We start from the raw sequence: 26,328 nt of genomic DNA on the forward strand, positions 1-26,328 counted from the left end.
TAAGCTTGCCTACTAATAGGTATTTGATTACGCTACGTCTTCTATATTATTATCAATATAGATCAGGGCTTCTTTAAACTTCGGAAAGATGCGACGCTTAGGGATAAGGTCTGGAATGATATCAATGTTTTCCATCAATACTCTTGGTTGCTCCATCAGCCCAACAAATAATACCTTTACATCTTCCTTATTTAACCTTAAAAGGAGTTCTTCCATTGCGTATAATCCAGATTGATCGATGTATGAAACCTTTCCCATTCTAATGATTAGATGTGTCGCTGTGGTTGGTATTTGCGTAGCCAATTCTTGAAAATCGCTGGTATTTCCGAAGAAAAGCGGACCCGCTAGACGTTTTATAAAAACTTCTTCTTTCAATGCTTTAGGAAGTTCAACTTCATCTATCCAAGGTAATGATAGCTCATCTGCATTTTGAAGCGGCACTATTTTAGATCTGCTTGCAGTGGAGTCCCCAATCTTTTTCATAAACACAAGTGCTGCGAGTACGAGACCAATCCCTACAGCATACACTAAATCCCAAAAGACGGATAGTAGCAATACTACAATCATTATCAATGTTTCACTGCGAGGCATGTTTGGAATTGCTTTTAACCCTTTATAGTCCATAACACCAATACCTACTGTTATCAAAATACCTGCTAAAACAGCCGCAGGAATTTGTGAAGCAATGGGTGCCATTGCGAGGGTAATAATTAGTAAAACAATGGATGCGATCATACCAGAAAGTTTTGTTGTACCACCACTATTTATATTTACAACCGTTCTTATGGTTGCACCGGCTCCAGGAAGACCCCCAAATAAAGAAGCGACACTGTTACCAATCCCTTGCCCTATTAATTCTTGATTAGGATTATGCCTAGTCTTCGTCATGTTATCTGCAACAACCGATGTTAGTAATGAGTCAATTGCTCCTAAGAACGATAATGTCAATGCTGTAAATATATAAGGTGAGATTTCACCAAATTTGAAATTGGTGAACATATCGAGGTTCAGCCCAGGAAATCCAGAAGGAATATTTTCTATGGGGATATAATCCCATTTTAAAAAATAAGCGCTTAATGAAACCAGGACGAGTGCAACTAATGTGCTGGGCACTTTAGTGGTAATTCTTTTAAATCCAAAAATGATAAAAATAGTAGCAAAGGCAAGACCTACTTCAAGCCATTTTATATTTTCTATAGCTCTCGGGATAGACTTTATGGATCCTAAGACACCAGATCCAGATCCTGTTGCAAGTATCTGAGCTTCTTGATTGATATCATCACTCGTAATCATTTTTGCGCGAGCCAAGGTCTCTTCAAAATCCTTTATTACGAGGATTCCTTCTTCCGCTTCTTCTTTTAAGATTTTATCAAGTAATACTTCTTCTGCTTGAGGGGTGTATTGGACTATTAAATCACTGTCAGTTTTAGAGTAATACCCTAAGACTGGTAAGACTTGTGTAATTAAAATAATGACTCCAATAGCAGTCATAAATCCAGAAACCACAGGGTAGGGAATATATTTGATATATTTACCGAGCCCAATGAGTCCTAAACATATCTGGAATAATCCAGCCAAAAGGAACACTAATAAGATATAAGGAATTGCCTGCTCAATACTACCATTATTTGCAGCAACAATACCAGCAATCACTACCATAGATACGGCAGTCATTGGCGCAGTAGGCCCTGAAATTTGTGTGTTTGTCCCTCCAAAAAGCGAAGCAAAGAACCCAATCATAATGGCTCCATATAATCCTGCACTTGGTCCTAATCCAGACTGTACTCCAAAAGCTAACGCTAGTGGCAGTGCAACGATACCCGCGGTAATGCCGCCAAAGAGATTGCCACGGAGATTTGTAAAGATATTCTTCATGCTTTGATTTTTAAAGTTGAGTAAATTTAATGAAAAAAGGTCGGAACTTTACGTTTCAACCTTTTTTCATCATTATCTTTAATTAGATTTCTTAATCTAGAAAATCAATTTTTCCAGAAGCCACATCATAAACAGCGCCAACGATAATGATTTCATTACCAGCTTCCATATCTGTTAGTACTTGGCTATTCGCTTTAATTTGATCTATGGATACCTGTACATTTTTATATACGACCTCACCTACAAACTTATCGTTTGAACCAGTACGTGCTGCGGTATCAGTTGGTTCTTTTACAGCTTTTACGGCTGGCTTTATTTTAGCAAGTAACGGTGTAATGTTGCCTAGCTTTACATCGTCACAGGCTCCTTTTACTGCGCCACAAGCAGTATGCCCTAAGACAACTACTACTTTAGATCCAGCTACTTTACAACCGTACTCGATGCTGCCTAGAATATCTTCATTAACGATATTACCAGCAACACGGACGCTAAAAATATCACCAATTCCTTGGTCAAAAACAAGCTCTGCCGGTACACGAGAATCAATACAACTTAAGATAACTGCAAATGGAAATTGGCCATCGCTCGTTTCATTTACCTGTTGTAATAAGTTACGATTTGCTTTTAGATTGTTTTGAAATCGCTCATTCCCCTCTTTTAAAAATTGTAATGATTTTTCTGGAGTCATCGTAGCCTGCGTTTCTTTTGTATGTGTTTTCATTGGTGTAAATATTATGATTATATAAGTTGGCTTTCCGAAATTATTCGAAAAGATACACTAAAATGTTTTTAAAGGGTTTAGGAAAATAGCCCTCGTTCAGGAGGAGGGAGCACAATCTCATGAGAGAGATTTTGATAATCATCACTGCTGAAGAAGATGTTGTTTCTTTTTACTTCGGAAAGTTTAAGAACACCTGTTTTGTGCTGCTGAAATATATACCGTAATGTCTCCATTACTTTCTCGCCATTATTTTTATTTTCTTCTTCCTCTAAAATTTCAACAAGATTCATTGAAATATCACAATCAAAAATAGTTGTCGCAGCAGGCGCAACGATAGCTGTTGAAACAGAAATTAAGAATAAAATATGAAAAAATGTTTTCAAGAATAAGATTTCAGTCTCCGGTAAAAATACGGCTAATCTTCAGTTAAAAAAATGATTTATAAAGTCTTTAACGTTTCCGAAGGAACCCATCCTTCTTTACCTTGTACAATGCTGACTTGGCGCCAGTAATCTTGGATTTAATAAGCTATACCGTAGTAGATTTGTGAAGTTCAAATTTAGTTTTACTACCTAAGAGAGGTGCTCTTATTTATCTTCACACTAAGGATAAAAACATAGCGTAGAAAACTAGCACGACATTGCTTCAATTATCGCAAACACGCTAGTTTTCTACAGTTATGTTCTATGCTGACCTAGGTCTTAATTTAAAAAACTCAATATAACTAGTTGGGTTTTCTACAACTCCGCGCTCGGAGACTAGCGTAATATGAATATTACGATTTTTTGCTTTTAACGCAAAATCCTGTAAGATCTCAACAACGTCTAAGTCTAAAAATCTAGTTTTTCTAACATCTAGTTCTAAGTGTGAGTTTTCTGGTAAACTATCTAACTCATTTAATATGGCGGCTTTATTAAAAAAGGTCACCTCTTCTGCTAGTGTCATTTTTAACTTTTGAACCCCGTTGCTCATATCTTCGATATGTAAAAAATGAGAATTATTGAAACTCTTATATAAAACAACAACAATTCCTACCGCAAGACCAAGTGCTATTCCTATTAATAAATCTGTAAATACAATACCGACTACGGTCACGATGTATGGAACAAATTGTTTCCACCCTGCTTTATACATGCTTTTAAAAGTAGCAGGCTTTGCTAGCTTATATCCCACGATTAAAAGTATCGCGGCTAACACAGAAAGAGGAATGAAATTAAGTAATCCAGGAATTAAAATTACCGATATCAATAACAAGAAACCGTGAATAATCGCAGACATTTTAGTCTTTCCTCCAGATTGTACATTAGCAGAGCTACGCACAATTACTTGTGTTATAGGCAATCCTCCTACAAGTCCTGATAAAATATTACCTGTACCTTGCGCAATGAGCTCCCTGTTTGTAGGGGTAACTCTTTTTTCTGGGTCTAATTTATCAGTAGCCTCTACACATAATAAAGTTTCAAGACTAGCGACTAAGGCAATCGTAAAACCAGTAATCCAGACACCTGTTTCTGTAATAGCAGAAAAGTTAGGAAAACTAAACTGCCCAATAAATGATTCAATGCTGTCTGGAATAGGTACTTGAACTAAATGATTAGCATTGATGCCTAGCGAACTACCCTTCATAAATATAACATATAGAATCCCTGCAGCAACCGCTACTAATGGCCCTTGTATTATCGTGAAAAACTTCCCTTTTTTAGAAAGTATATTACTCCAGACTAATAAAATCCCCAATCCAATTAACGCGATGATGGTTGCACTTAGATTGACTTGGTTTAATGCTATAAATATTTCAGAAAACGTATTCTCACCATCTACTTGAAAGAAAGAAAAGTCTCCTTCTGGATCTGAGTCATACCCAAAAAAGTGCGGAATTTGCTTTAGAATAATAATTATTCCTATTCCGGTGAGCATTCCTTTTATCACAGAGGATGGAAAGTAATACCCAATCACCCCGGCCTTTAAGAAGCCAAAGATTAATTGAATAACACCCCCTATAACGACTGCCATTAAAAAGTTCTCAAAACCTCCTAAGGTTGTGATAGCTGTTAAAACTATAGCAGAAAGACCGGCAGCTGGACCGCTCACTCCTATTTGCGAGCCGCTTAAGGCTCCTACGATAACACCGCCGATAATTCCCGCAATTAATCCTGAAAATAAGGGCGCGCCGCTTGCGAGGGCTATTCCTAAACAAAGTGGAAGCGCAACAAAAAATACTACGATACTCGCTGGAATATCGCTCTTTAAATTTTTAAACATATGGTATATTTTTAACTCACCTGAGAGGTGAGGGTATGATAAATGAGTACCTACAGAAGGTACAATTTGTTACAAGAAATTCTATGCTTGTTCTGGTGGAGGTAATACTATGGATCTAACTAAATCTTGCATGGATCCCAAATAACGAAACGAATCTTCTCTACGGGAAGTAAAATCTGAGCTATCACTAAAACTGAAAACTAAAACATTCAGTTTCTTTTCTTCAAGTTCTTCAAGTCCTTTCTTTGCTTCTTTTTCAGACTCTTCATCGCCTATGTTTTGAGAAGTTTCGATACCTAGATCAACATTTATAATTTCCATCAAAGCCGGGGCTAAAATAGAAAGCGACAATAAGATTGCCATTAATATGTGAGAATAGGTTTTCATAGCTTGTTTAATAAAACTTGAGCAAAATTAAACAAAAAAAGGATTATTAAATATTTTTTATAATGCCTTTAACGTTTCCAAAGGCATCCATCCCTCTTTGCCGTTTGCAATTCGAATTTCGCACCAGTCACCTTGTTCTATAAGTATATCTACCTTAGTACCTTCGTGAAGTTCAAAGCTGGTTTCACTCCCCAAACTAGCTTCGGTTTTTATCTCTACACGTTCTGCAAAAACAATAGCGGGTTGATCTTTATTCACATTGTTATAGGTAGAATAGGCAAGCGCAACTGAAGTAAAGAGTAATATAAACCCAGCGATTGAAGTCACTAAAAACAGACGTTTTTGAGCACTGCCTCCAACGAAATAATACAACAGAAATGCAAGAACACAAGCCATAGAAAGTGCCACAGCGATCATAGCCCAAGTCTCAAAAGTTGCGATGGAGTATAGGCGTTCATAGGTTTTGGTTACAAAGTTTTTAGGCAAGGCTTCTATGGCATCTACACGCCCGTTATGCGCAAAGCCAAGATTGTTTTTAATGGCCGCATCATTAGGGGCAAGCTGCAGTGCCTTCTCATAATAATAGATGCTGGGCGCCACCTTATTTATCTTGTAATAAGCGTTCCCAAGATTATAATAAAGCGCCGCACTTTCATTACCTGTCTTCTCTATCAGCTTCCAAGAATCAATAGATTGCTGGTATTGTTCCGCTGTATATTGCTTCGTACCTTGCTTAAAAAGAACGTTATTTTTTTGTGCTTCAGAAATACCAATAACACCCAAAAATAGTGAGGCAAAAAGAAATAGGGTGCGGGTATGTCTTGTTAAAAACTCCATTAATGTATTTCCTTATCTATGGTTGAAATGATACGCACCGCCTTGTCATAATCTTCCTTGATTGTTACATCAGTAGAGGGAGTATATCGTGCAAATTCACAGCTCTTGAGTAGCAAATTAAACTCACCAACGGTTGTTTGAGAAACATTGCGCTCCTTTAACAATTGAGCAATACGTTCTTTAGACATCTCTGTTGTTTCTATATCGAGCTTGGCTTTGAGATAATTATGCATCGCCCGCTCCATAGACTCATAAAAAGCTTCTTTATTTTTTAGATTTTTCTTAGCCTCACCCAAGAATTTTCTGGCGAGTTTATTGGCGTTTCGCAGCCTGTTTCCATCTACATCTGCAAGGCGTTTGTCTCTCGCTCTCACTGCAATTAAAAATAAAGGAATCAATAAAAACGGACCTCCCACTAAAGACCAAAATAGTGTAGACTTAAAGAAAAGTTCCTTCTCCATAGGTTCAAAAGTTGTAGCGAGTTTGATGTTCTTAAATTGATTATTGTCAGCGTCCAAAGTGTCATTTGCTGCACCATTTGCCGCAACTGCATTATTAGTTGGACCTTCCGGAACGTCAATTACAATTTCTTTAGAGATTAATGTTTTATAGGTTTCTGTCTTTGGGTCAAAATAAGAAAAAGTAATAGGACGAACAGGATACTGTCCTTTAAACTGGGGTACCACTGTATACTTTTCTGAAATTGTACCTTGCATTCCATTGGTTTTTACTTGCACACTATTTGTTCTTTCTGGCTCATATACTTCAAGACTGCTAGGTAAATTTACCTTTGGCAGCCCCATTAATTTTAGGTTTCCGTTTCCTGTTATTTTTACATCTAGTTCCAAAGACTCATTTGCGTTAAGCTGCTTTTTGTTAGTGTCCATGTACAGCGAAAACTCACCAACGGCATCTGTAAAATCGTCCGGCCTATTTTCTAGAGGCAATGGACGTACTTGGATCGTTCTTCTTCCTGCAGAAATTGTTTTGTTTACACGATTAGGAATGGGGCGATTAAAAAAGTCTCTCCTTCTAGAAGGAACGTCAATAGGTACATTTAGGGTAAGGGGTTCTATGTTAAGTTCGCCTATTTTTTGTGGATATAAAACGGTGCTTCTTAGAATAACATAGCGGTATTCTTCTCCTTTATATTGACCATTATAAATAGTGTAATCTCCACGGGCATCTATATTCTGACTCCAGAAATCTTCATATTTTGGAGACTCCACTTCTTGCCAAGCACTCGTAATACTTACATCTTTAGAAACATATAGTTTATATACAACGGTGATTCCTTCGTTTAAGAATGGATTACTATCAGAGACTTCTGCCACGAGATGCACCGCCGCATTTGCAACGTAGTCTGGATTGCTTGCATCTTGAGGAGCGGTACTTTGTTTCGTAACTTCTATAACCACAGGCTCAGAAGCATAGGTCTGTCCATTAATAAAAATAGTGGCAGTACCTAAGACTGTTTTACCTAATTTTTGCGGCGATAGAAAATAAGAATATTTTTTAGAATAACTTCGTTTCCCATTAAAGTAAGAGTTGCTAATAGAAGTGTTAGGACCTCCCACGACTAAGAATCCATCAAAGTCTGGCGGCGAAAAATTATCGCCATCTCGATTCATCGAAAAATCAACACGCAAGCGTTCATTAATTCCCAGCTTTTGCTTGCTTACTTTTGCCTCAAACGTGACGTCCTGAGCAAACGAGTTGACGCTGCCCAAAAAGAATAATAATATTACGAGGTACTTCCTTTTCAATTTTTCAATTTTTACTTCCGACTTCCGACTTCCGACTTCGGACTTCCACTGCCCACTGCCCACTGATACTGCCCATTAAAAACTACCAGTCCTTATCCGTCTTCACTTTTACTCCTTTTTCTTTCTTAGCATTAATCTTATCCTGCACTTTCTTTTCTTCATTGTTCATTGCTTCCAATAAACTTTTTACTTGCTGAGGAGACAGTTTTCCCGGCGTAGGTTGCGGCTGCTGTGGCTGCTCATCTTCCCCCTCTTTTTTGTCCTTAGGCTCGTCAGGCTTCCCTTTATCTTTTTCATCCTCTCCTTCTTTCTTGTCATCTTTTTTATCGCCTTCGTCCTGCTCGTCTTTGTTTTCTTGATCCTTCTTGTCTTGATCTTCTTTGTTTTCTTGATCCTGGTCCTTATCATCCCCATTTTCATCTGGAGTAGGCGGTGGTGGGTTCTTCTCTAAAAGCTCTTTTGCAAGCGCTAAGTTATAGCGTGACTCATCATCGGACGGGTTATTACGTAATGCGTTTTTATAAGCCGCTACCGCTTCTGTGTACATCTTATCCTTCATAAAGGTGTTCCCGAGATTATGAAATGCTTTATGTTTTGACGCTTTATCTGTTGCAACTTGTGCCGCTTGTTTAAAACGTTGCATCGCAGTTCCATTCATATTTTCATCATAGTAAGCATTCCCAAGATTCAACTTGCCAACTTCACTTTTTTGATTTAAATCTATCGCTTCTCTATATTGAGCTTCGGCTATTGCAAAATTTTTCTTCTCGATTTGTAAACTCGCATCACTTAATAAAGTGGCAGCTTCTCTTTGTTCTTTTAGAGCAAGGGCGTCTGTTTCTTCTTGACCAAAGCCAGCAGCGGGAATGAGCATAACGATCATCAAGCCAAGATATTTCCGAAGTATTACCGATGTTTTTGCTATCATCTTATGCGCGCTTTTCGTTAAACAAATTTAATCTATTAATCCATTTGGTCTTCCGGTCTAATAAGAACACATCGAATAACAGCAAAAATAGTGCCCCTGCTAAAAACCATTGAAACTGATCTTTAAAATCTGTAAACTGCTTGGCTTCAAACTCCTTTTTGTCCATCCCGTTCAAGATTGCTTTTACCTCCTCCACAACAGATTGCGTATTCTCTCCATTTATGTATTTTCCATTTCCTTCATCTGCAATCGCTTGAAGCGTTGGTTCTCCGAGGCGCGTAATCACTATTTGATTTTCCTTATCACGCTTGTAAAACTGTAGGACACCATTACGCTTTATTGGTATTTGCCCTCCTTGTTCTGTCCCTACACCTATAGCATACACCTTGATTCCATTTTCTGTAGCGGCCTCAATGGCCTTTTTAAAATTGCCTTCGTGATCTTCCCCATCACTAATCACAAATAACACGCGGTTCTTCTGCTCTTCATCATCAAAATAAGTGGTAGACATCTGCACAGCTTCACTAATCGCTGTTCCCTGTGAAGATACCATATCAGTGTCCATAGCATTTAAAAATAACTTGGTCGAAGCAAAATCTGTTGTAATAGGTACCTGCGGAAATGCGCTACCAGCATACCCAATAATACCAACACGATCCCCACCAAGCTCATTAAGAATCTGGGTAATCAATTGCTTAGATTTTTCTAATCGGTTAGGGGCAATATCTTCTGCAAGCATGCTTTTTGAAACATCTAAGGCAAAAACAACATCTACACCCTCTCGCTTTACGGTTTCTAGTTTCGTTCCTATTTTTGGATTGACCAAAGCGAAGGTCATACAAGCGATAGCCAAGCATAAAACAAGCACTTTTAAAATCCCTTTTAGTCTAGAACGAGTAGGACTCAAACGCTCCAATAAAGAAGTGTTAGCAAATTTTTTCTGTGTAGAACGTCTCCACAATTGCACAGCAAAAAACAAGAGCAGCACCACTGGGATTACCAGCAGGATGTAAAAGTATATGGGTTGTTCGTAATTCATTTTTTATTCTGCTACTGCGCAGCGTTTATTTATATTTTTTTGGAGAATGAGCTCTTACTCCCACCCAAAAAGGGTGGCTTATTCTCAATACTTAGTCAATTTAGATTTTTTTGCCATCTTCAGCGCCTAGGGTAACAAAAAAAAGTCACTACATAATCATTTAAACAAAACTTCTAAAAACAGTATATCTTAATAACAACTCAAACCCTAAAATACATAATCCAAAGATTGCCCAAGGTCTAAACTGCTCTTCGTAACTGGTGTACTTAAACTCTTCTATATCTGTCTTTTCTAGTTTGTTGATCTCTTCGTATATCTCGTTGAGCTTGGTGTTGTTGGTTGCTCTAAAGTATTTTCCGCCTGTGGTCTTTGCGATTTCTTTTAAGAGTGCTTCATCAATCTTTACAGGCTGATTTCCATATCTAAATCTTCCGTTTTGGTCTATCCCTATTGGAGAAGACGCCATGCCGTTTGTTCCTAATCCTATGGTGTACACTTTAATGCCAAACTCAACTGCAAGCTCACTTGCAATTTTAGGGTCTATAAAGCCGCTATTATTCTCTCCATCTGTCAATAAAATAATCACCTTGCTTTTTGCCGTGCTTTCTTTTAGTCTATTAACTGCTGTAGCAAGTCCCATCCCGATGGCGGTACCTCCTTCTATAATACTATTGTATTCAATACTATTTAATGAAGATAACACCACTGTTTTGTCACTTGTTAGCGGTGTTTTTGTGTAGCTCTCTCCTGCATATTCTACAAGACCAATGCGGTCATTAGGGCGGCTATTAATAAAACGCGCAGCTACTAGTTTTAATGCTTGTAATCGGTCCGGTTTTAAATCTCGGGCGAGCATACTAGCAGAAACGTCAATCGCCATCACAATGTCAATTCCCTTGGTTGTTTTTACGCGCGTAGATTCATCTACAAACCGCGGTCTTGCTATGGCTACTATGATGGCAGATATCGCCAATAAGCGCAATATGAAAAGTAAAGGGCGCAACTTAGCTAGCCAATTTTTTCCTGTCTTAAACCCTTTTATACTCGAAATTTTAAGCGTCGCTGTTTGTTGCTTTCGCTTAAAAAAGTACCATAGCAAGAGCAGCGGCAGTACTAAGAACAGCCAGAAATACTCAGGATTTACAAACTCGAAAGTGTCAAACATTACTTTTCTCCTTGTGTTAATTCTATCTCTAGACTATTAATAATTCGCTCTACTATTTGCTTCGCATACAGGTTTTGTTTGTTGTTTACAATTACCACTTGTTGCAAAGCACCTGGTTGTCCAAATACCACATATTGATATTCTTGTTCTCTAAAACCACTACCTTTTTTAATATTAAAAGTACCTATGGCTCGCACTCCAGCAATTCCGTTAGGGGTTTCAAAGGCATCCTTCTTTACAATAAAGTTAGAAGCACCACCTAGTTCTATTTTATTTAATCCAGCTTCAATAGTCGCATCTGGATCTATTTTTTGTTCGCTGTTATATTGTATGGTGTTTACCATAATGTATAAATCATCTGTGAGACTTCCATAGGCAAACGCGTCTGTAGACTTTATCGCCGCCTGCTCATTCTCTTCATATTCCATAGGAACACGGATAAGCACTTCTGGTGTTTCCATAATAACAGAAGGAATCCCGTATTCACTTTTTACCCAACGATCTTCTTGAAGTTCCCGCATATCGTTTCCGAAGACAAAATCACGAACGGCACTGTAGCCATAAACTCCTATTCCAATCGCTATGGCGAAGAGCCCAGCAATTAGTATTGATCCAATAGCAATCATCCAATTTTTACGAATTCTTTTTTTATACTGCTCCTCCTTATAAAGCTCGTCTTCTAGCAGTTCTTCCTCCGTAGGTTCTGGGATAGCCTCATGTGTATCGTTGATAATCAGCTCTAAGGTTCTTCTATCTGCTTCAAGCTGTCCAGAGGCTTGTTGCATTTTTGCAAACTTCACAAGATCGGCGCGTTTTAGAACTAATTCTAAGTCTTTGATCATCGTGGCATCAAAGTCAAAATGACCCAATTTTTTGTGAGCGCTAAGACGTTCTATCAGTTCATCTGTTGTGCTTTCTAAAGCCATATCGTCAACTTCGCGATCCAGATATCTCTTTACAATTTCGGTAAGAATGGAGTAATATTCTTTGCTTTTATTCTGAATTAATAATTGAGAATCGTCTAGTTTATGCAAGGCATCAATCGCTTCTTCATAAGGTGGCAAGTCTTCTTCTTGAGCTTCCCGTAGTTTTTTTCTTCGGAAGAAAATATAAGCGACTGCTCCTATTAATGCTAGAATAGGCAACAACCAAAGGAGTAATTTAAGAAAATCGAAAGGAGGCGAATCTACATCTATTTTGTCCTTGATTGTAAACATTTTTTGCTTGGTAGTATCCACTAACACATCGCGGACTTCCACCGTCATGGTGTCTGTTTTAAATTGCTTGTTATTGATAATCACCCGCTGTGCAGGAATCTGATAGCGACCAGAATCAAACTGAGTTAAGCCATATTTTTTAATAAAGCGATAGCGAGAATTATTGAGAATGGTATCAAGTTTATAAGACTCAATTACCTCCATTGGTAAAAACTGCTGTCCTTCTGGAAACACTACAAGATCTGTTGTGTCTGCCTCCACGATCATGGTGTAGGTTAATTCTTCCCCAATTCTTATAGAAGTCGTGTCAAGAGTTGCTTGCACTTGCCCAAAAGATGAAAAAGATGTAAACAAGAATAGCCCAGCAACTGCGAAGTTTTGAAAAAACGCCATTCTTTTAAACCGTGTATTTAAAATCGCCCCTCTAACTTCCATTACCCTCTTCGTTTAAAATAACCTAACAATTTTTTTACATAGCTTTCATCTACCCGGCAATCTAATGCACCCGCGCCACTTTTTAAGAAGGCATCTTGAAAGTAATCTACACGCCCTCTATAATAGGCGTGGTAATTATTGCGCACAGATTTTGATCCTGTGTTTACTAGAAGTAACTCGCCTGTTTCTTCATCTTCCATCTGCACCATCCCAAGGTTTGGGATGTGCTCTTCTTTAGCGTCGTAGATTCGTATTCCCGTAACATCATGTTTGTTTGCCACAATCTTAAGGGTGTCTTTATAATCGTCTGCGATAAAATCACTCAGCACAAATACAATAGCTTTCTTTTTCATCACGTTGCGCATAAACTTTAATGCCATCGCGATGTCTGTCTTTTTGCTATTAGGTTTGAATTCTATTAATTCCCTAATAATACGAAGTACGTGGTATTTTCCTTTTTTAGGAGGGATGTATAACTCGATCTCATCGCTAAAAAGAATCAACCCTATTTTATCATTATTCTGTGTGGCTGAAAAAGCCAGTGTAGCAGCTATTTCTGTAATGATTTCGTTTTTAAATTGCGCGTCAGTTCCAAAAAACTCAGACCCACTTATATCTGCCATCAGCATCATCGTGAGTTCTCGTTCTTCCTCAAATACTTTTATATAGGGCTCACTATAGCGAGCGGTAACGTTCCAGTCTATATTACGCACATCATCACCAAACTGATATTGGCGCACCTCACTAAAAGTCATCCCACGTCCCTTGAAGGTACTGTGGTACTCGCCACCAAAAACATGATCGCTTAAACGACGCGTTTTGATTTCGATTTTCCGTACTTTTTTTAAGAGTTCTTTTGTGGTGCTCATTTTTTTCAATTAACAATTAGCAGTAAACAAAAACCAATGATGAGTCAATTGTTCATTGATAATTGTAGTATTGTTTATTGATTTAAGGGACTTCAATAACGTTTACAATCTTATTGATAAGATCTTCACTCGTTACATTTTCTGCCTCCGCTTCATACGTGATCCCAATACGGTGACGTAGCACATCGTGCACAACGGCACGTACATCTTCTGGGATTACATAGCCTCTGCGCTTAATAAACGCATAACATTTTGCCGCCATTGCTAGGTTGATACTTCCACGAGGGGAAGCTCCGTAGCTTATGAGTGGTTTAATTTCTTCTAGCTTATATAACTCTGGATTACGGGTTGCAAAAACGATATCAAGAATGTAACGTTCTATTTTTTCGTCCATGTAGACTTCACGAACGGCAGATTGTGCACGCAAAATTTGGTCTACAGTAACTACTGGGTTTACAGTCTCATAATCGCCTTTTAAGTTTTGGCGCATGATGAGTTGCTCATCGGCAATTTTGGGATAGCTTATTACCGTCTTTAACATAAAACGGTCCATCTGAGCTTCTGGTAAAGGATAGGTTCCTTCTTGCTCTATAGGGTTTTGTGTTGCCATTACTAAAAATGGCTTGTCTAGCTTAAAAGTAGTGTCACCAATGGTTACCTGCTTTTCTTGCATCGCTTCTAGAAGCGCAGACTGCACTTTTGCTGGCGCACGATTAATCTCATCTGCCAGTACAAAGTTTGCAAAAATAGGTCCCTTTTTAATGCTGAAATCGTTCAGCTTCATATTATAGATAAGGGTTCCTACTACGTCTGCAGGTAATAAATCTGGTGTAAACTGCACGCGACTAAAACTACCGTGCACTGCTTTTGACAGTGTGTTAATTGCCAAGGTTTTTGCGAGCCCAGGGACCCCTTCAAGAAGGATGTGTCCTTGTCCTAAAAGCCCAATGAGTAGGCGTTCTACCATGTGCTTCTGACCTACAATCACCTTGTTTATCTCAAGGCTAAGGATGTCAATAAAGGCACTTTCTTTCTCTATTTTTTCGTTTAATGCACCAATGTCTAGTGGTGTATTTTGGTGTTCCATAGTCGTTTTATTTTATCTAAAATTATGTGCAATTACGTTACAATGTGCAGTATTTGCTGTTAACTTTTGGTTAAAAATTACACGCTAAAGACGATACTATCTGCAGCGTGTTTCATAAAGTTTAAATTTTTATGAATAGCAAATCTAACGATTTGAGTTAAACATTCAAATGTGATTTTCACGAAACTTTAAAGCATAAAAAAATTTTAAATTTTTAGAATTTCTGAAGGAAGGATCGTTTTATTTAATATTAAATTAAAGGTTGAATAATTCAAGCAAAAGTACGCGATGATTCCAATAGCAATAAGTACAAACCCATTATAAAGCAGTAGTTTCAAGGATCTTTTGATTACTTTTTTTTCAATATTTAATTAAAAAAAAGCAATATAGGCTGTGAATAGGGTTTTGATGTTTCTGTTAACAAGGCCTCTTGCAGTTCTTTAACTTATGTAACTTTATGAATGGCGTATGATTTAGAATTGTTATTTTAGGGGAGACAAAAACATATAAAATATGAGATTAGCTTTCATCACAGGAGCCACTAGCGGAATAGGAAGAGCCACCGCGCGGCTGTTTGCCGATAACAACATTAACCTAATTCTCTGCGGTAGAAGGCAAGGACGTTTAGACTCTTTAAAAATAGAACTCAGTAATCAAGTCTCGGTGCATACTTTGACTTTTGATGTGCGTGACCGAGATAATGTCATAGCAGCTGTGGGGTCGTTGCCAGAAAATTTCCGAAGTATAGATATTCTAATTAATAACGCAGGAAATGCACACGGATTAGACTCCATTCAAAACGGAAACGCGGAAGATTGGGACGCGATGCTAGATATTAATGTAAAAGGATTGCTGTATGTAACGCAAGCCATATTGCCTGGGATGATAGAAAGAGCATCAGGGCATATAATAAACATAGGGTCTACGGCAGGAAAAGAGGTATACCCAAATGGTAATGTGTATTGCGCTAGTAAACATGCGGTAGACGCCATTAATCAGGGAATGCGAATGGACTTAAACGGTAATGGGATTAAAGTAGGAGCGGTTAATCCAGGATTGGTCGAGACAGAATTTAGCGAAGTCCGATTTAAAGGCGACAGCGATAAAGCAGAAAAGGTATATCAAAATTTTACGCCTTTAAAACCAGAAGACATTGCAGACATCATCCACTTTGCAGTGACAAGACCCCCACACGTTAATATTGCAGACTTAACTGTGATGTGTTTGGATCAAGCGAGTAGTACGATTGTCAATAAATCTTAAATTGAGTATGGCGAGTTACAAGAGTTTATCAGCATAGAAATAATTAAGAAGGTACGCTATATAAAAAATGATCAACAAACGTCTTTTAATAAAAAACCTCTTAGCTCACAATGATGAGAGCAGTTTTTATGATAAGAAGCGAAAGATAGATCTGAGCAGTAAGGAAGGAAAAGCTAAGTTTTTAAAGCACATTTGTGCCTTGAGTAATAGCAACCCGAAGAACAGTAGTTTTATAGTGATTGGGGTAGAAGACGAAGGAAATGAAATACGAGGGGTAGATTTTTTTGATGATAGTAAGTTGCAGAATTTGGTGAATGCCTATTTAACAAATGCACCGCTCATAGCCTATGAGAATGTAATGTTCCCTCATTTGCCCGAGGACAAAGTGGTGGGCTTGGTGACCATTAGACCCACGGGTGAGATTACATCATTGCGTAAAAATATCGGGAAATATTGGGGTGGGAGTATTTTTCTAAGAGACGGAAGTATCTCGATGCCTAAAAATTTTGATATTGAGATAAAAGATGTGAACTCAGCCATTGTACAAGCCATTGAGAACAAGGCAAAAAATAACATTGAACATACCCTGGATGGTGTCATTGGTTTTTTGAACCATCGTCACAAAAATTTGCAGTCAAATTATAAAGTGTTTAAAGAGATTTTTGTGTTATGCTGGGCGGGAGTCACAAAAGAAGTGAAAGAGAAGGTCTATTATAATCGAGTAGATATCGAGCTCATTAACGAACAGGTTAAACTATTTTATTCTACCCTAGATGAGGTGAGTATTGAATACACAGAGGATTACTTTAAAATCACCGAGTACGTGCATTTGGGTCTTAATAATCAGTTTCGGTTTTATCCTTTAGAAGAAGTCACCATTCACTTTAAAGAGAATGGTTCTTATTATCAAGAGTCAAAATTACTGTTTGAGCCACCTTACTTTAATAAAAAGACATTGCATCATATTTACAATGCGAACAATGCTTTGATGACCAAGTTAAAAAACGAAATCCCATTGAGTAATCAAGAAGAAGGAGACCTGCAGCAGTTGGCAGAGACCTACCTTATTTGCTATCTCAATGATTTTGCTGACGCGAAAATGCGCCTCCTCGAAGCCAAGCCCTTTTTAAAGAAGCTAGGAGGAAAGCCCTATGATACGTATAAAGAATCGGTACGAATTTTAAGAAAAGTAAAGTATAGTTAAGATAGGCTGTAACAAAACTACTCAAAGTTTTACTTATCTTTAGAGTCCAAATAACTAAAACCAAAACCCCAAAGGCATATTTGATACAATTAAAGAAAAACTAAGCCAAGAATTTATAAACATTATTTAGTGGCTTTTGGTGGGCAGCTAATAATTTACAAAAAGCAGCGCTAGACCCGCAAAGTCCCAAGGGACTTTACGCACCCTTTTGGACTTTTGACGCACAACTTACCTCTAATTATTCTGGGCAACGAAGGGAGTATTGTTCTGTGACTAAATCGGTAGGGTAAGGAAAAACAAAAGAGGAGGCACAGCACATTGCTAAACGTTGGGTTCATGCAGACATTGGCGTTGATGAACAGCGCATAGACCAGATGGATATGACCCTAAGCGAAGAAAAATGCAAGTATATTTTATTGCCTATTTACATTAGTGCTTATGCATTTAAGGGCAAGCGTTATAACTTTTTTGTCAATAGGCAGTCGGTTGCAATTTCTGGGGATCGCCCTTATTCTTTTTGGAAGATTTTCTTGTTTGTCTTGATGTGTCTCGTAATTTTGGGGATAATAATTTTTCTGATAAACTTATGAAAACATTTGTAGTAGGCGATATCCATGGAGGTCTCAAGGCATTAGAACAAGTGTTAGAGAGCACTCCTTTTTCAAAGAAAGACCGCTTTATTTTTCTTGGGGATTATGTAGATGGCTGGAGCGAGTCTGCGCCTGTAATCGCTTTTCTTCTGAAATTTTCTGAACATCACAAATGCATCTTTTTAAGAGGAAATCATGATGAGTTGCTCACGGACTATCTAGAATCTGGAATTCCGAAGCCGATGTGGTTAGAACACGGTGGCGTTTCTGGAAAGAAAAGTTATGACGCGCTGGATGAACATGAAAAACAGCATCACATAATGTTTTTTCGGAATTTAGAAAACTATTACATCGACACAAAGAACCGCTTATATTGTCATGCAGGTTTTACAAATCCTTATGGACCAGCGCATGAGTATTATGCAAATACCGTTTATTGGGATAGAACACTTTGGGAAATGGTGTGCAGTCTTGATACTAAACTTAGATTGGATGATCAAAAATATCCCAGACGTCTAAAGAATTTTAATGAAATTTATATAGGCCATACACCTACCACAAAAATAGGCCGAACGGAACCAACAAATTTTGCCAATGTTTGGAATATAGACACTGGTGCAGCTTTTATGGGGCCATTGACTATTATCGATGTAGATACTAAGGAGTACTGGCAGAGTGAGCTTGTTAAAAACCTATACCCAAATGAAAAGGGGCGAAATTGAATACTGGAAACTAAAGTATACAAATCAAAATTTGGTTGTGTGGTCTTCTTATTTATGAATGCATTATTTAGTTGTTGAGAAAACACCCTTTAGGTCTCATTTTTATCTTCATTTAACATTAAATATCATGCTTAACGAATTAAGTGTTAGCTTCGCATATTATAGTGTCCAATAAAAACGAGGAACCACAAAGCGTATAGCGATTGTTTAATATGTAGACCTTTCAACGTTTTACACTATGCATAAAGCATACATTTAGAATACTTAAAAACAGCACAAGAATTAACAGAATCCATTAAAAAATAAGATTATCTATGAAAAAAGTATTTACATTTTTAGTAGCGGTATTAATTACTGCAAGTAGTTTTGCTCAATCTCCAGAAAAGATGAGTTATCAGGCCGTTTTAAGCGACAGCAATGATAATTTAATTAATAACCAAGCAGTAGGTATGCGATTAAGCATTTTACAAAACACAGCAACGGGTACAGCGGTGTATGTAGAAACGCAAACAGTCACGACCAATGATAATGGTTTAGTGACTTTAGCGATAGGTACAGGAAGTGTGCTTAGCGGTGATTTTGCTACGATAGACTGGGGTGGAGATAGTTATTTTATACAAACAGAAATGGACCCAGAAGGAGGTGATACTTACACCTTGACGGGTGCCAGCCAGTTATTAAGTGTACCGTATGCATTGCATTCAAAAACAGCAGGGAGTGTGACAGAGACACAATCACTTGCAGATGTTGTTGCTTTATCTAATAGTGCCAGTGGTCAGTTAAAAGATGTAACAGACCCAACAGAAGCGCAAGATGCAACCACGAAGGTCTATGTCGACGCCCTTATAGTAGCTTTAGATGCTAGAGTAACAGCTTTAGAGTCAGAGCCAGAGTCGGGGCCGGCAACAGTAGGAGATATAAGAGCTGGCGGTGTTGTTTTTTGGGTAGATCCACAAGATAATACTCATGGCTTGGTATGTGCTATGTCAGATTATGAAGAAGCAGTAGTATGGGGATGTAATGGTACAGATTTAGTAAACGTTCCAAATGTCCCTTATAATGGTGGTAATCCTTTGGGTGCTGGTGCAGAAATAGGATACGGTGAGAGTAATACTAACGGTATATTAAATGATTGCCCTACAGCACCTGCAGCTTTAGCGGCTCGTACATTAGGTGTTGAATGGTTTTTACCAAGTATAAATGAGTTACTAGAAATGTATTTACATAGAGCGACTTTAGAGGCAGTCTTGGGCTTTAATGCCTTTTCTTCTGTATACGAATACTGGAGTTCTACGGAGTTCGCTAACCTTAACGCGTGGGGGCAGAATTTCAACAGTGGTGATCAGTACGCCACCAATAAGCTCACCCCAAGCACCGTGCGTGCTGTTCGAGCTTTTTAATAATTTAGTTATTTATCAATTTAGCGAAGCGGTCTCACGAACACCTTTTAAGGAAATAAGAATGGGTGAGTAATTTAAATAGTGCCGCCTTAGGCGGTCGCGTATAAAAAAGTTAAAACCAGTAGCCCTTTAAAAAGTAGTATTAGTTTTTTCTGCTGTAAAAATAATGGGATATTGCGTTTCTTGGTAGACACTAAGGAGTACTGGCAGAGTGAGCTTGTTAAAAACCTATACCCAAATGAAAAAGGGCGAAATTGAATAATGGAAACTAAAGTATACAAATCAAAATTTGGGTGGGCGGTCTTCTTATTTATGACCGCACTATTTACGGTCATTTTCTGGATGAACTTTGATTACGAAGAAGGGCCTTGGGGAGCGTTCTCGCTTGTGCTTGTTTTTGGGGGTATTCTCGGATTGTTTTCTATAATATCAGTATCCACGAGATATACCATTTCGGCAACATCCCTGCATATAAGATGTCTCCCATTTTATAATAAAATAATTGAAATGACTGCCATTACTAAAGTAGCAGTGACACGCAATTTAATCTCGTCACCTGCACCAAGTTTGGATAGAATAGAAGTCTATTTCGGAAAGTATGATAGTATTGTCATTTCGCCAAAAGATAAACTACAGTTTATGGAAGACTTAAAAAAGGCCAATCCGAGCATCCATCTTGTGACCTCTTAAAATTTCCGAAGTAAAAAATTGCCTGCAAAAAACGCACACTATCTAATGATGATTGACTTGCTATAAAACTGACCGCCCATCCCTATTCTGTAAATATATTGTCCATAACTAAGGCGCGTTTTAATTTTAGATTTGACGTCAATGCTGTGTTTGCCAGGGAATAAAATCTCGTTTGCAAGTACCCCTATTTCTTTACCCATAAGATCATATAATCTTATATCTACGTTTGCCGTTACAGGCATCGTTATTTCAATAGACGTTTGAGACCCCTTATAAATAGGCACGTGTTGTAGTCGAGTAATCGCATCAAAATCTGAAGCGCCAAGAGGGTTACAAGAAAAGCCTAGATTAAGATTTTCGTATTGTTGGTTCAATAAAATCCCGTCTACAATAGATGGGTCTAAACAAAACCAATCTGTGAGTACGGTTGCATACACATCTCTAAAATCTGTAGAAGGAATTAAGTTATCATTACTGTCCCATATATTAATGTCTGGATGTTCCCCTACAAAACCATTGCCTTGCAGTCCACTCCCAAAAAGTAAGACAGGCGAGGCGGCACCGTGATCCGTCCCGTTTGAGCCGTTCTCATAAGGTCTTCTCCCAAATTCTGATATGGTCATGGACAAGACTTCATTGTCCATCCCGTTTGCAGCCAAATCGTCGTAGAAGTTTTTCATGCTATTGGAAATATCCTCTAATAAAACTTGGTGATTCAGCGCTTGATTTGCGTGATTATCAAAGCCGTCAAGAGTGACCATATATACTTTTGTGCCAAGGCCGCCTTTAATCATTCTGGCTACAATAGATAGCTGTTCTGCGAGATCACCTGTTCCATATTCCACACTATTGTTTGCAGCTAAGTACGCATCGTGTATTACTTGAGAATATAAAAAGGTCGTGTTTGCTGTAGATCGCATAAATAAAAGCTTATCTCCATATACACAATCTGGAATGTCTAAAACATCGTGTATGGTTCCGTTTTCGGCAACATTTGCCAGTTGTTCAGGGTTGGCAACAGAAAAGGCATAGTTATTATCTACCCCTTCAAAAATAAGATTACCAATACTTCCTATTTGAACAGCGGGTGGTACATCTGGTGGGCTAATTAAGTAATCTGGATATAAGTCTTCAAAATAACGACCCCACCATCCTGTAGGTTCAAAACCATTGGGTTGGGTAGAAGCCCAAATATCTGAAGAGGTAAAATGAGATAAGTTTTGATTATCATAACCCACTCCGTGCACTACTTTCATTTTTCCGTCTCCCCACAAGGCTTCAATTTCTGACATATAGTTAGGTACGCCAAAATCTGCATTGAGATTAATAAGGCTTGATTCTTCATGTTTTATCGTTGGTCGTAAATTTGCATAATTATCATAGTCATAGATAGGTACAATCGTGTTTAAGCCATCGTTACCCCCTTTTAATCGTACGATAACTAGTATGTTATCGTTTTCTGAATTTGCAAGGGCCACAGAAAGGGGTGAGGGTTGAGAAGCAGTTACCGCAGCGTGACCAACCATTATACTTCCTGCACCGGCAAGACCTAATGCTTGAATAAAAGATCTACGGTTCCAGGTAGCGTGCTCTTTTGCATGCGCTTCCTTATTAGCAGTTGTCCCTAGTTTATGGGTGTTCTTATCGTGCGTACACATAGCTTTTTATTTTAGTTGAAATTCAGGGATTCTAAAAATATGTCTTAATAATAAGTTTACTTGGTTTGGTGCAGAAGACCAACTTAAGCTCCAGGTCATATCATCATAATAGTTTTGCGGCACATCTGCTTTAAAAATTACTGTGGCGGTTTCATAATCCATTTCAGTATGCAGATTTCTAGGCACAAAGTAATCTACCATAGTTCTCGCTATAAATGCGGGGTCAATGCTATCGTTTGTGAGCTCTCGAGCTAGATCTACGAAAGAGAAGATATATCCCTCTCCCATTAAGTAATTGAGATACAAATCGAGTAGTTGCCATCTTCCTGTGAGGGTAGAAGCGTTAATCCAGGTTTCATCTCGCTGCCATCCAGATACATCTGGCGGGTCTAAAATCTCTTGACCCATTAAGCCAGCATAATATAAAAAGGCTTCTACTATCTGGTCATTATAGAAAAACCCTGTTTCTCGAGTAAAGCCGACGATCACATCTAAAGGGCTTTTTATAATAACGCCTCTAGCTCTTTCATCAAAAAAGTGCTCGCTCTTGAATAATTGTCTCAAGACAGGCGCCATCTCAAAGTTATTATCAATAAGTACTTGTGATAGTGGAGCAATAATGTTTTCTATAATTACGGCATCTACCGCAGGGCTCACAAAAAATTGATACAATTTTGTGATAATCGTCGTAGCAATCTGTTCTCCTCTTTGTTCAAAAAGGATATTTATGACGTCGTCATACCCCCAAGCACCTTCTTGGTCAAAAATGGTTTTTATCCCAGTATCGTGTGTGCTATCGTCAAATGTTATTTGAGCTCCAACAGTTTCCCAATGGTTATAACCTGTTAAGGCCCTTGCGGTTTCAGTGATATCACTTTGTGTGTAGCCATTTCCTTCTCCCAGTGTAAATAATTCGTATAGTTCCCGGGCATAATTTTCGTTTGGGCTATTCTCAGTATTTTCAAATCCATTAAGATAAAGCAGCATGGTGCTGTTAATACCCATCGCATGTGTAAAATCTTTAAAATTTCCGAAGCTATGTGTTTGCAAGTCATCATAATACTTAAAAAGATAGGGAGCATAAAAGTAACTATCAAGCTCTGTCACAAAATGATTTGACCAGAAAAATGCAAGCCGACCCTTTAAACCTTCCGTGTATAAACCATTGCCAATCACAAGGCGCCAGTCAAAGACAAATTCATTATTTTGAGTTTCAAAATCGCTATAATCGTCAAAAGACCAATTTGCCCATAGGGGTGCGGGTAAGTTTTCTTGCACAAGTGAAGCATCAATTAAGCCATCAATAAATACCTCTGGACTGCTGCTTAGTGCATCATCGAGGTCGGCTTGTGTCGCACTAAAATTTAACCGTTTATAAATATGTTTCACCTTGTCTATATTCCAAGGGTTTCCTGCTGAAGGGACATAGACGTCTAGTGTTGCAGTGTTGCAGGAAGGTGTGGTAAGCAAATCCATATCAATTTTATTTTGCATTAAATGTACTGAAATATAGGCTTTTAGCCCAATTTCAGTGTAATTTAAACGTTATGGGATAATTTTTAGTATTTTTCGTATGAAAATAAAAACGAATGAATTTTCCAAAATATCTAACACAAGGTGATACGATTGCGATCCTTTCTACGGCTAGAAAGATTAGACAAGACGAGCTAGCACCGTCTATTGCAATCATACAATCTTGGGGATACAAAGTCCAATTGGGTAAGACCATTGGCGCTTCACAAAATCAATTTGCGGGAGATGATGGCTTGCGCAGCGCAGACTTACAATGGGCGATGGATGATGACTCCATTGCTGCTATCTGGTGCGCTCGTGGTGGCTACGGTACCGTGAGAATTGTGGACAGTCTTGATTTTACTAAGTTCGCAAAGCACCCCAAATGGCTTATAGGCTATAGCGATATTACGGTGTTACATAATCATTTGTGTAGCTTGGGAGTTACCTCTATTCACGGGCAGATGTGTCTCGAACTTGACAATCGCACCCAAGAATCTAGAGACACGATACGCGGTATTCTCTCTGGAAATTTTAAAGGCATTACTCACAGTGCTGTTGGAGAAAATTTCCGCAGGAATGGAGAAGCAAAAGGAATCTTGATAGGTGGAAATCTATCTGTTTTGTATGCTATTTTAGGTAGTACCTCTGAAGTAGATTTTACGGGTAAAATACTCATTATAGAAGACCTGGACGAGATGTTATACCATATAGATAGGATGATGCAAAACCTGAAACGCCGCGGAATACTGGCTAAGATTGCTGGACTGATAGTAGGAGGGATGAGTGATATGCGGGACAATACAGTTCCTTATGGGCAAACAGCAAATGAGATTATTGCAGCCGCAGTATCTGCCTATAGCTATCCCGTTTGTTATAACTTTCCGGTGGGACATGTGAAAGACAATCGAGCGCTGGTTATGGGTGCCGCCGTGACACTTTCTGTAGCCGAAAAAGAAGTTCAGGTAACCTATAATCCATAAAAATGGCAGCACATAACGAGTTAGGAGAATGGGGTGAGGAGTTTGCAACCAAGCATTTAGTCAAGAATGATTATGAGATATTAGAACGAAACTGGAGGTTCCAGAAAGCCGAAATAGATATTATTGCAAAGAAAAATGATGAGATTATTATTGTTGAGGTGAAGACCAGAAACAGTGATTATTTTGGCGATCCTCAGGACTTTGTTACTTCCGGAAAAATAAAATTACTTATAAAAGCCGCAAATGAATATTTGGTTTCAAATGAGATTGCACTAGAGTCGAGGTTTGATATCATCGCCATTCTCAAAAATAAAACTACAGAAAAACTGGAGCATTTTGAGAACGCTTTTTATCATTTTTAAACGCTACCCGAATCTACTTCTCAATCACTAAAGCCTCAAAAACTTCTTCTAATGTTTCTGGTTTCGCGATAATCTTTTTGTCTGCATCTAGGATAAAATAGGTAGGTGTTGCAGTCACATCATACATGTTTCCTATTTCATTATCCCACTTTTTTAAACCCAACACATTAACAAATAAAGGAAATTTTGCAGCAACAGGAGACCATTCTGCTTCAAAGTCTTCAAGACCAATAGCGACCACTTTTACAGCTCCAGGCGACATTGTCGCTACTTTAGAATGAAGTTGAGGAATCTCATTTAAACAGTGTGAACACAGACTACTCCAAAATGCAATTACATAGCGCTCTACGGGTTCGAGGTCGTGGAAGTATTTAACAGTTGTTGCATCACCTTCATATTCTGGCCAAGAAAAATTAGGAGCTTTTGAACCTATTGAAATGTTTTTGTACGTGCTCAATTTTGTGGCAAGTGCGGTATCACCTAATTGCTCAGAAATAGGAATGAGATGCTTCTCTGCAAGGTGGTTTGCTTCTTTAGCAAGTTGATTAGTGCTAAGAAAATCCCAAAGATTTGACAATAATTGTTTTTGATATGTAGCATCTGTTGTTGAGATCACTTTTGCGACAGCATCAATATTTACATTTCGAGAAGGAGTAGGTGTTACTCTATCTGCATTATTAAATATGTATCTAATACTTTGCTCTAGAGGCAATCCAGAATTTTGAAGTAGTGAATTATTGAAATTAAAATTATCAAAATACTTGGTTTTTGCTTTCTTTACATACGCCTCGTAAGAATTATAATCATCATCTAGATATGGTTTTACAGCGTTTATAAATTCGTAAACGATCATTCCTTCAGAGCGCATAAGGATATCTTTAAACCATTTTTTCTGGGCTTCTAGAACAGGCTCAATCTTTCTCTCTTTTACTATTTCGTTTGTTAGTAAACCTGATATTTCCGAAGTAAACTGAAAGCTCTTCAGTAAATATTCAGACCAGAGTTGGTTTTCTTCAGAAGCAGAAAATGTAATTTCATTACCTGCACTAAAAGTAAATTCTACAGATTCTTTACCGCTATAAATAAAATCAAAAAAGTGTTGGTCTTGAGGGAGGTTGTATACGATACGGTACATTCCTGGAGTGATGGCATTTTTAATGTTTAACTCAAATGTACCCGTTGCATCTATGTTAGCATCCGTCACATAAAACACATTATCGGGCGCGATGCGATACAGAATACCAAACTGAAAACTCATTTCTGGAGCAAAATGACCGGTGATTGTCTGTTGTGCTATGGTGAGCAATGGGAACAATAATAATCCAATTAATATTTTTTTCATCTTCGATAATTCTT

At 38.1% G+C, this 26,328-nt stretch carries 23 protein-coding genes; 7 read left to right on the top strand and 16 right to left on the bottom strand.

The window, feature by feature from the left end; translation table 11 throughout:
• Positions 1 to 27 precede the first annotated feature (27 nt).
• The 13 genes from ABXT71_RS04685 to ABXT71_RS04745 all read right to left on the bottom strand — a co-directional run bounded on the left by ABXT71_RS04685 (position 28) and on the right by ABXT71_RS04745 (position 14,588).
• Positions 28 to 1,875: a SulP family inorganic anion transporter gene (locus tag ABXT71_RS04685; RefSeq protein WP_415372691.1), complete on the bottom strand. Its 1,848-nt coding sequence runs from the start codon at positions 1,873 to 1,875 to the stop codon at positions 28 to 30.
• Between the two features lie 91 nt (positions 1,876 to 1,966).
• Positions 1,967 to 2,596, bottom strand: a complete 630-nt coding sequence (locus ABXT71_RS04690; RefSeq protein WP_415372692.1) for a carbonic anhydrase family protein — start codon at positions 2,594 to 2,596, stop codon at positions 1,967 to 1,969.
• Positions 2,597 to 2,673: 77 nt separating this feature from the next.
• Positions 2,674 to 2,979 carry a hypothetical protein gene (locus ABXT71_RS04695; RefSeq protein WP_415372693.1) on the bottom strand — a complete coding sequence of 102 codons (306 nt, stop codon included), beginning with the start codon at positions 2,977 to 2,979 and terminating at the stop codon, positions 2,674 to 2,676.
• A 301-nt stretch (positions 2,980 to 3,280) separates the two neighbouring features.
• The gene (locus ABXT71_RS04700) at positions 3,281 to 4,858 is read right to left on the bottom strand and encodes a SulP family inorganic anion transporter (RefSeq protein ID WP_415372694.1); all 1,578 of its coding nucleotides are present in this window, start codon (positions 4,856 to 4,858) and stop codon (positions 3,281 to 3,283) included.
• Between the two features lie 81 nt (positions 4,859 to 4,939).
• Positions 4,940 to 5,245 carry a hypothetical protein gene (locus ABXT71_RS04705; RefSeq protein ID WP_415372695.1) on the bottom strand — a complete coding sequence of 102 codons (306 nt, stop codon included), beginning with the start codon at positions 5,243 to 5,245 and terminating at the stop codon, positions 4,940 to 4,942.
• A gap of 57 nt (positions 5,246 to 5,302) precedes the next feature.
• Entirely contained in the window at positions 5,303 to 6,082 is a 780-nt protein-coding gene (locus tag ABXT71_RS04710; protein ID WP_415372696.1) for a tetratricopeptide repeat protein, read from the bottom strand.
• Positions 6,082 to 7,848: a BatD family protein gene (locus ABXT71_RS04715; RefSeq protein ID WP_415372697.1), complete on the bottom strand. Its 1,767-nt coding sequence runs from the start codon at positions 7,846 to 7,848 to the stop codon at positions 6,082 to 6,084. Before ABXT71_RS04715 ends, ABXT71_RS04710 begins: the two co-directional genes overlap by 1 nt.
• Before the next feature lie 82 nt (positions 7,849 to 7,930).
• Positions 7,931 to 8,776 (bottom strand): tetratricopeptide repeat protein, encoded by an 846-nt coding sequence (locus ABXT71_RS04720; protein WP_415372698.1) that lies wholly within the window; start codon positions 8,774 to 8,776, stop codon positions 7,931 to 7,933.
• Position 8,777: 1 nt separating this feature from the next.
• Positions 8,778 to 9,815 (bottom strand): VWA domain-containing protein, encoded by a 1,038-nt coding sequence (locus ABXT71_RS04725; protein WP_415372699.1) that lies wholly within the window; start codon positions 9,813 to 9,815, stop codon positions 8,778 to 8,780.
• A 160-nt stretch (positions 9,816 to 9,975) separates the two neighbouring features.
• On the bottom strand, positions 9,976 to 10,980 hold the full coding sequence (locus tag ABXT71_RS04730; RefSeq protein ID WP_415372700.1) for a vWA domain-containing protein: 1,005 nt from the start codon (positions 10,978 to 10,980) through the stop codon (positions 9,976 to 9,978).
• Positions 10,980 to 12,632, bottom strand: coding sequence for a BatD family protein (locus ABXT71_RS04735; RefSeq protein WP_415372701.1), 1,653 nt, complete (start codon positions 12,630 to 12,632; stop codon positions 10,980 to 10,982). Before ABXT71_RS04735 ends, ABXT71_RS04730 begins: the two co-directional genes overlap by 1 nt.
• On the bottom strand, positions 12,632 to 13,501 hold the full coding sequence (locus ABXT71_RS04740; RefSeq protein WP_415372702.1) for a DUF58 domain-containing protein: 870 nt from the start codon (positions 13,499 to 13,501) through the stop codon (positions 12,632 to 12,634). The genes ABXT71_RS04735 and ABXT71_RS04740 overlap by 1 nt, the downstream gene beginning before the upstream one ends.
• Positions 13,502 to 13,583: 82 nt before the next feature.
• Entirely contained in the window at positions 13,584 to 14,588 is a 1,005-nt protein-coding gene (locus tag ABXT71_RS04745; RefSeq protein ID WP_415372703.1) for an AAA family ATPase, read from the bottom strand.
• 513 nt (positions 14,589 to 15,101) lie between these two features.
• Here ABXT71_RS04745 and ABXT71_RS04750 point away from each other — a divergent pair.
• The 5 genes from ABXT71_RS04750 (at position 15,102) to ABXT71_RS04770 (ending at position 20,457) form a co-directional block, all read left to right on the top strand.
• Positions 15,102 to 15,851 (top strand): SDR family NAD(P)-dependent oxidoreductase, encoded by a 750-nt coding sequence (locus tag ABXT71_RS04750; protein ID WP_415372704.1) that lies wholly within the window; start codon positions 15,102 to 15,104, stop codon positions 15,849 to 15,851.
• A 67-nt stretch (positions 15,852 to 15,918) separates the two neighbouring features.
• Positions 15,919 to 17,055, top strand: coding sequence for an ATP-binding protein (locus ABXT71_RS04755; protein ID WP_415372705.1), 1,137 nt, complete (start codon positions 15,919 to 15,921; stop codon positions 17,053 to 17,055).
• 586 nt (positions 17,056 to 17,641) lie between these two features.
• A complete protein-coding gene (locus ABXT71_RS04760; protein WP_415372706.1) occupies positions 17,642 to 18,367 on the top strand; it encodes a metallophosphoesterase family protein in 726 nt (241 codons plus the stop codon).
• 314 nt (positions 18,368 to 18,681) lie between these two features.
• Positions 18,682 to 19,767, top strand: a complete 1,086-nt coding sequence (locus tag ABXT71_RS04765) for a hypothetical protein (RefSeq protein ID WP_415372707.1) — start codon at positions 18,682 to 18,684, stop codon at positions 19,765 to 19,767.
• 261 nt (positions 19,768 to 20,028) lie between these two features.
• Complete coding sequence (locus ABXT71_RS04770) at positions 20,029 to 20,457, top strand: PH domain-containing protein (protein ID WP_415372708.1); 429 nt, start codon at positions 20,029 to 20,031, stop codon at positions 20,455 to 20,457.
• A gap of 38 nt (positions 20,458 to 20,495) precedes the next feature.
• Here ABXT71_RS04770 and ABXT71_RS04775 read toward each other — a convergent pair whose 3' ends face one another.
• Together ABXT71_RS04775 and ABXT71_RS04780 are read right to left on the bottom strand one after the other, a co-directional pair.
• Positions 20,496 to 22,115, bottom strand: a complete 1,620-nt coding sequence (locus ABXT71_RS04775; RefSeq protein ID WP_415372709.1) for a DUF1501 domain-containing protein — start codon at positions 22,113 to 22,115, stop codon at positions 20,496 to 20,498.
• A gap of 6 nt (positions 22,116 to 22,121) precedes the next feature.
• The gene (locus tag ABXT71_RS04780) at positions 22,122 to 23,609 is read right to left on the bottom strand and encodes a DUF1800 domain-containing protein (protein ID WP_415372710.1); all 1,488 of its coding nucleotides are present in this window, start codon (positions 23,607 to 23,609) and stop codon (positions 22,122 to 22,124) included.
• Positions 23,610 to 23,704: 95 nt separating this feature from the next.
• Here ABXT71_RS04780 and ABXT71_RS04785 point away from each other — a divergent pair, with 95 nt between their 5' ends.
• Both ABXT71_RS04785 and ABXT71_RS04790 read left to right on the top strand, forming a co-directional pair.
• Positions 23,705 to 24,610: a S66 peptidase family protein gene (locus tag ABXT71_RS04785; RefSeq protein WP_415372711.1), complete on the top strand. Its 906-nt coding sequence runs from the start codon at positions 23,705 to 23,707 to the stop codon at positions 24,608 to 24,610.
• A 2-nt stretch (positions 24,611 to 24,612) separates the two neighbouring features.
• The gene (locus ABXT71_RS04790) at positions 24,613 to 24,972 is read left to right on the top strand and encodes a YraN family protein (RefSeq protein WP_415372712.1); all 360 of its coding nucleotides are present in this window, start codon (positions 24,613 to 24,615) and stop codon (positions 24,970 to 24,972) included.
• A gap of 13 nt (positions 24,973 to 24,985) precedes the next feature.
• Here the strand turns inward: ABXT71_RS04790 and ABXT71_RS04795 are convergent, their stop codons facing one another.
• Entirely contained in the window at positions 24,986 to 26,314 is a 1,329-nt protein-coding gene (locus tag ABXT71_RS04795; RefSeq protein WP_415372713.1) for a TlpA family protein disulfide reductase, read from the bottom strand.
• Positions 26,315 to 26,328: the final 14 nt, after the last annotated feature.

This window comes from Patiriisocius sp. Uisw_047, from assembly GCF_047730165.1.
GTDB lineage: Bacteria > Bacteroidota > Bacteroidia > Flavobacteriales > Flavobacteriaceae > Patiriisocius.

Coding starts and splice junctions, on each gene's coding strand:
- ABXT71_RS04700 (WP_415372694.1), bottom strand. CDS start 4,858: ATGTTTAAAAATTTAAAGAGCGATATTCCAGCGAGTATCGTAGTATTT.
- ABXT71_RS04720 (WP_415372698.1), bottom strand. CDS start 8,776: ATGATAGCAAAAACATCGGTAATACTTCGGAAATATCTTGGCTTGATG.
- ABXT71_RS04705 (WP_415372695.1), bottom strand. CDS start 5,245: ATGAAAACCTATTCTCACATATTAATGGCAATCTTATTGTCGCTTTCT.
- ABXT71_RS04685 (WP_415372691.1), bottom strand. CDS start 1,875: ATGAAGAATATCTTTACAAATCTCCGTGGCAATCTCTTTGGCGGCATT.
- ABXT71_RS04755 (WP_415372705.1), top strand. CDS start 15,919: ATGATCAACAAACGTCTTTTAATAAAAAACCTCTTAGCTCACAATGAT.
- ABXT71_RS04750 (WP_415372704.1), top strand. CDS start 15,102: ATGAGATTAGCTTTCATCACAGGAGCCACTAGCGGAATAGGAAGAGCC.
- ABXT71_RS04740 (WP_415372702.1), bottom strand. CDS start 13,501: ATGAGCACCACAAAAGAACTCTTAAAAAAAGTACGGAAAATCGAAATC.
- ABXT71_RS04710 (WP_415372696.1), bottom strand. CDS start 6,082: ATGGAGTTTTTAACAAGACATACCCGCACCCTATTTCTTTTTGCCTCA.
- ABXT71_RS04765 (WP_415372707.1), top strand. CDS start 18,682: ATGAAAAAAGTATTTACATTTTTAGTAGCGGTATTAATTACTGCAAGT.
- ABXT71_RS04735 (WP_415372701.1), bottom strand. CDS start 12,632: ATGGAAGTTAGAGGGGCGATTTTAAATACACGGTTTAAAAGAATGGCG.
- ABXT71_RS04790 (WP_415372712.1), top strand. CDS start 24,613: ATGGCAGCACATAACGAGTTAGGAGAATGGGGTGAGGAGTTTGCAACC.
- ABXT71_RS04785 (WP_415372711.1), top strand. CDS start 23,705: ATGAATTTTCCAAAATATCTAACACAAGGTGATACGATTGCGATCCTT.
- ABXT71_RS04690 (WP_415372692.1), bottom strand. CDS start 2,596: ATGAAAACACATACAAAAGAAACGCAGGCTACGATGACTCCAGAAAAA.
- ABXT71_RS04730 (WP_415372700.1), bottom strand. CDS start 10,980: ATGTTTGACACTTTCGAGTTTGTAAATCCTGAGTATTTCTGGCTGTTC.
- ABXT71_RS04775 (WP_415372709.1), bottom strand. CDS start 22,115: ATGTGTACGCACGATAAGAACACCCATAAACTAGGGACAACTGCTAAT.
- ABXT71_RS04760 (WP_415372706.1), top strand. CDS start 17,642: ATGAAAACATTTGTAGTAGGCGATATCCATGGAGGTCTCAAGGCATTA.
- ABXT71_RS04725 (WP_415372699.1), bottom strand. CDS start 9,815: ATGAATTACGAACAACCCATATACTTTTACATCCTGCTGGTAATCCCA.
- ABXT71_RS04745 (WP_415372703.1), bottom strand. CDS start 14,588: ATGGAACACCAAAATACACCACTAGACATTGGTGCATTAAACGAAAAA.
- ABXT71_RS04795 (WP_415372713.1), bottom strand. CDS start 26,314: ATGAAAAAAATATTAATTGGATTATTATTGTTCCCATTGCTCACCATA.
- ABXT71_RS04780 (WP_415372710.1), bottom strand. CDS start 23,609: ATGCAAAATAAAATTGATATGGATTTGCTTACCACACCTTCCTGCAAC.
- ABXT71_RS04770 (WP_415372708.1), top strand. CDS start 20,029: ATGGAAACTAAAGTATACAAATCAAAATTTGGGTGGGCGGTCTTCTTA.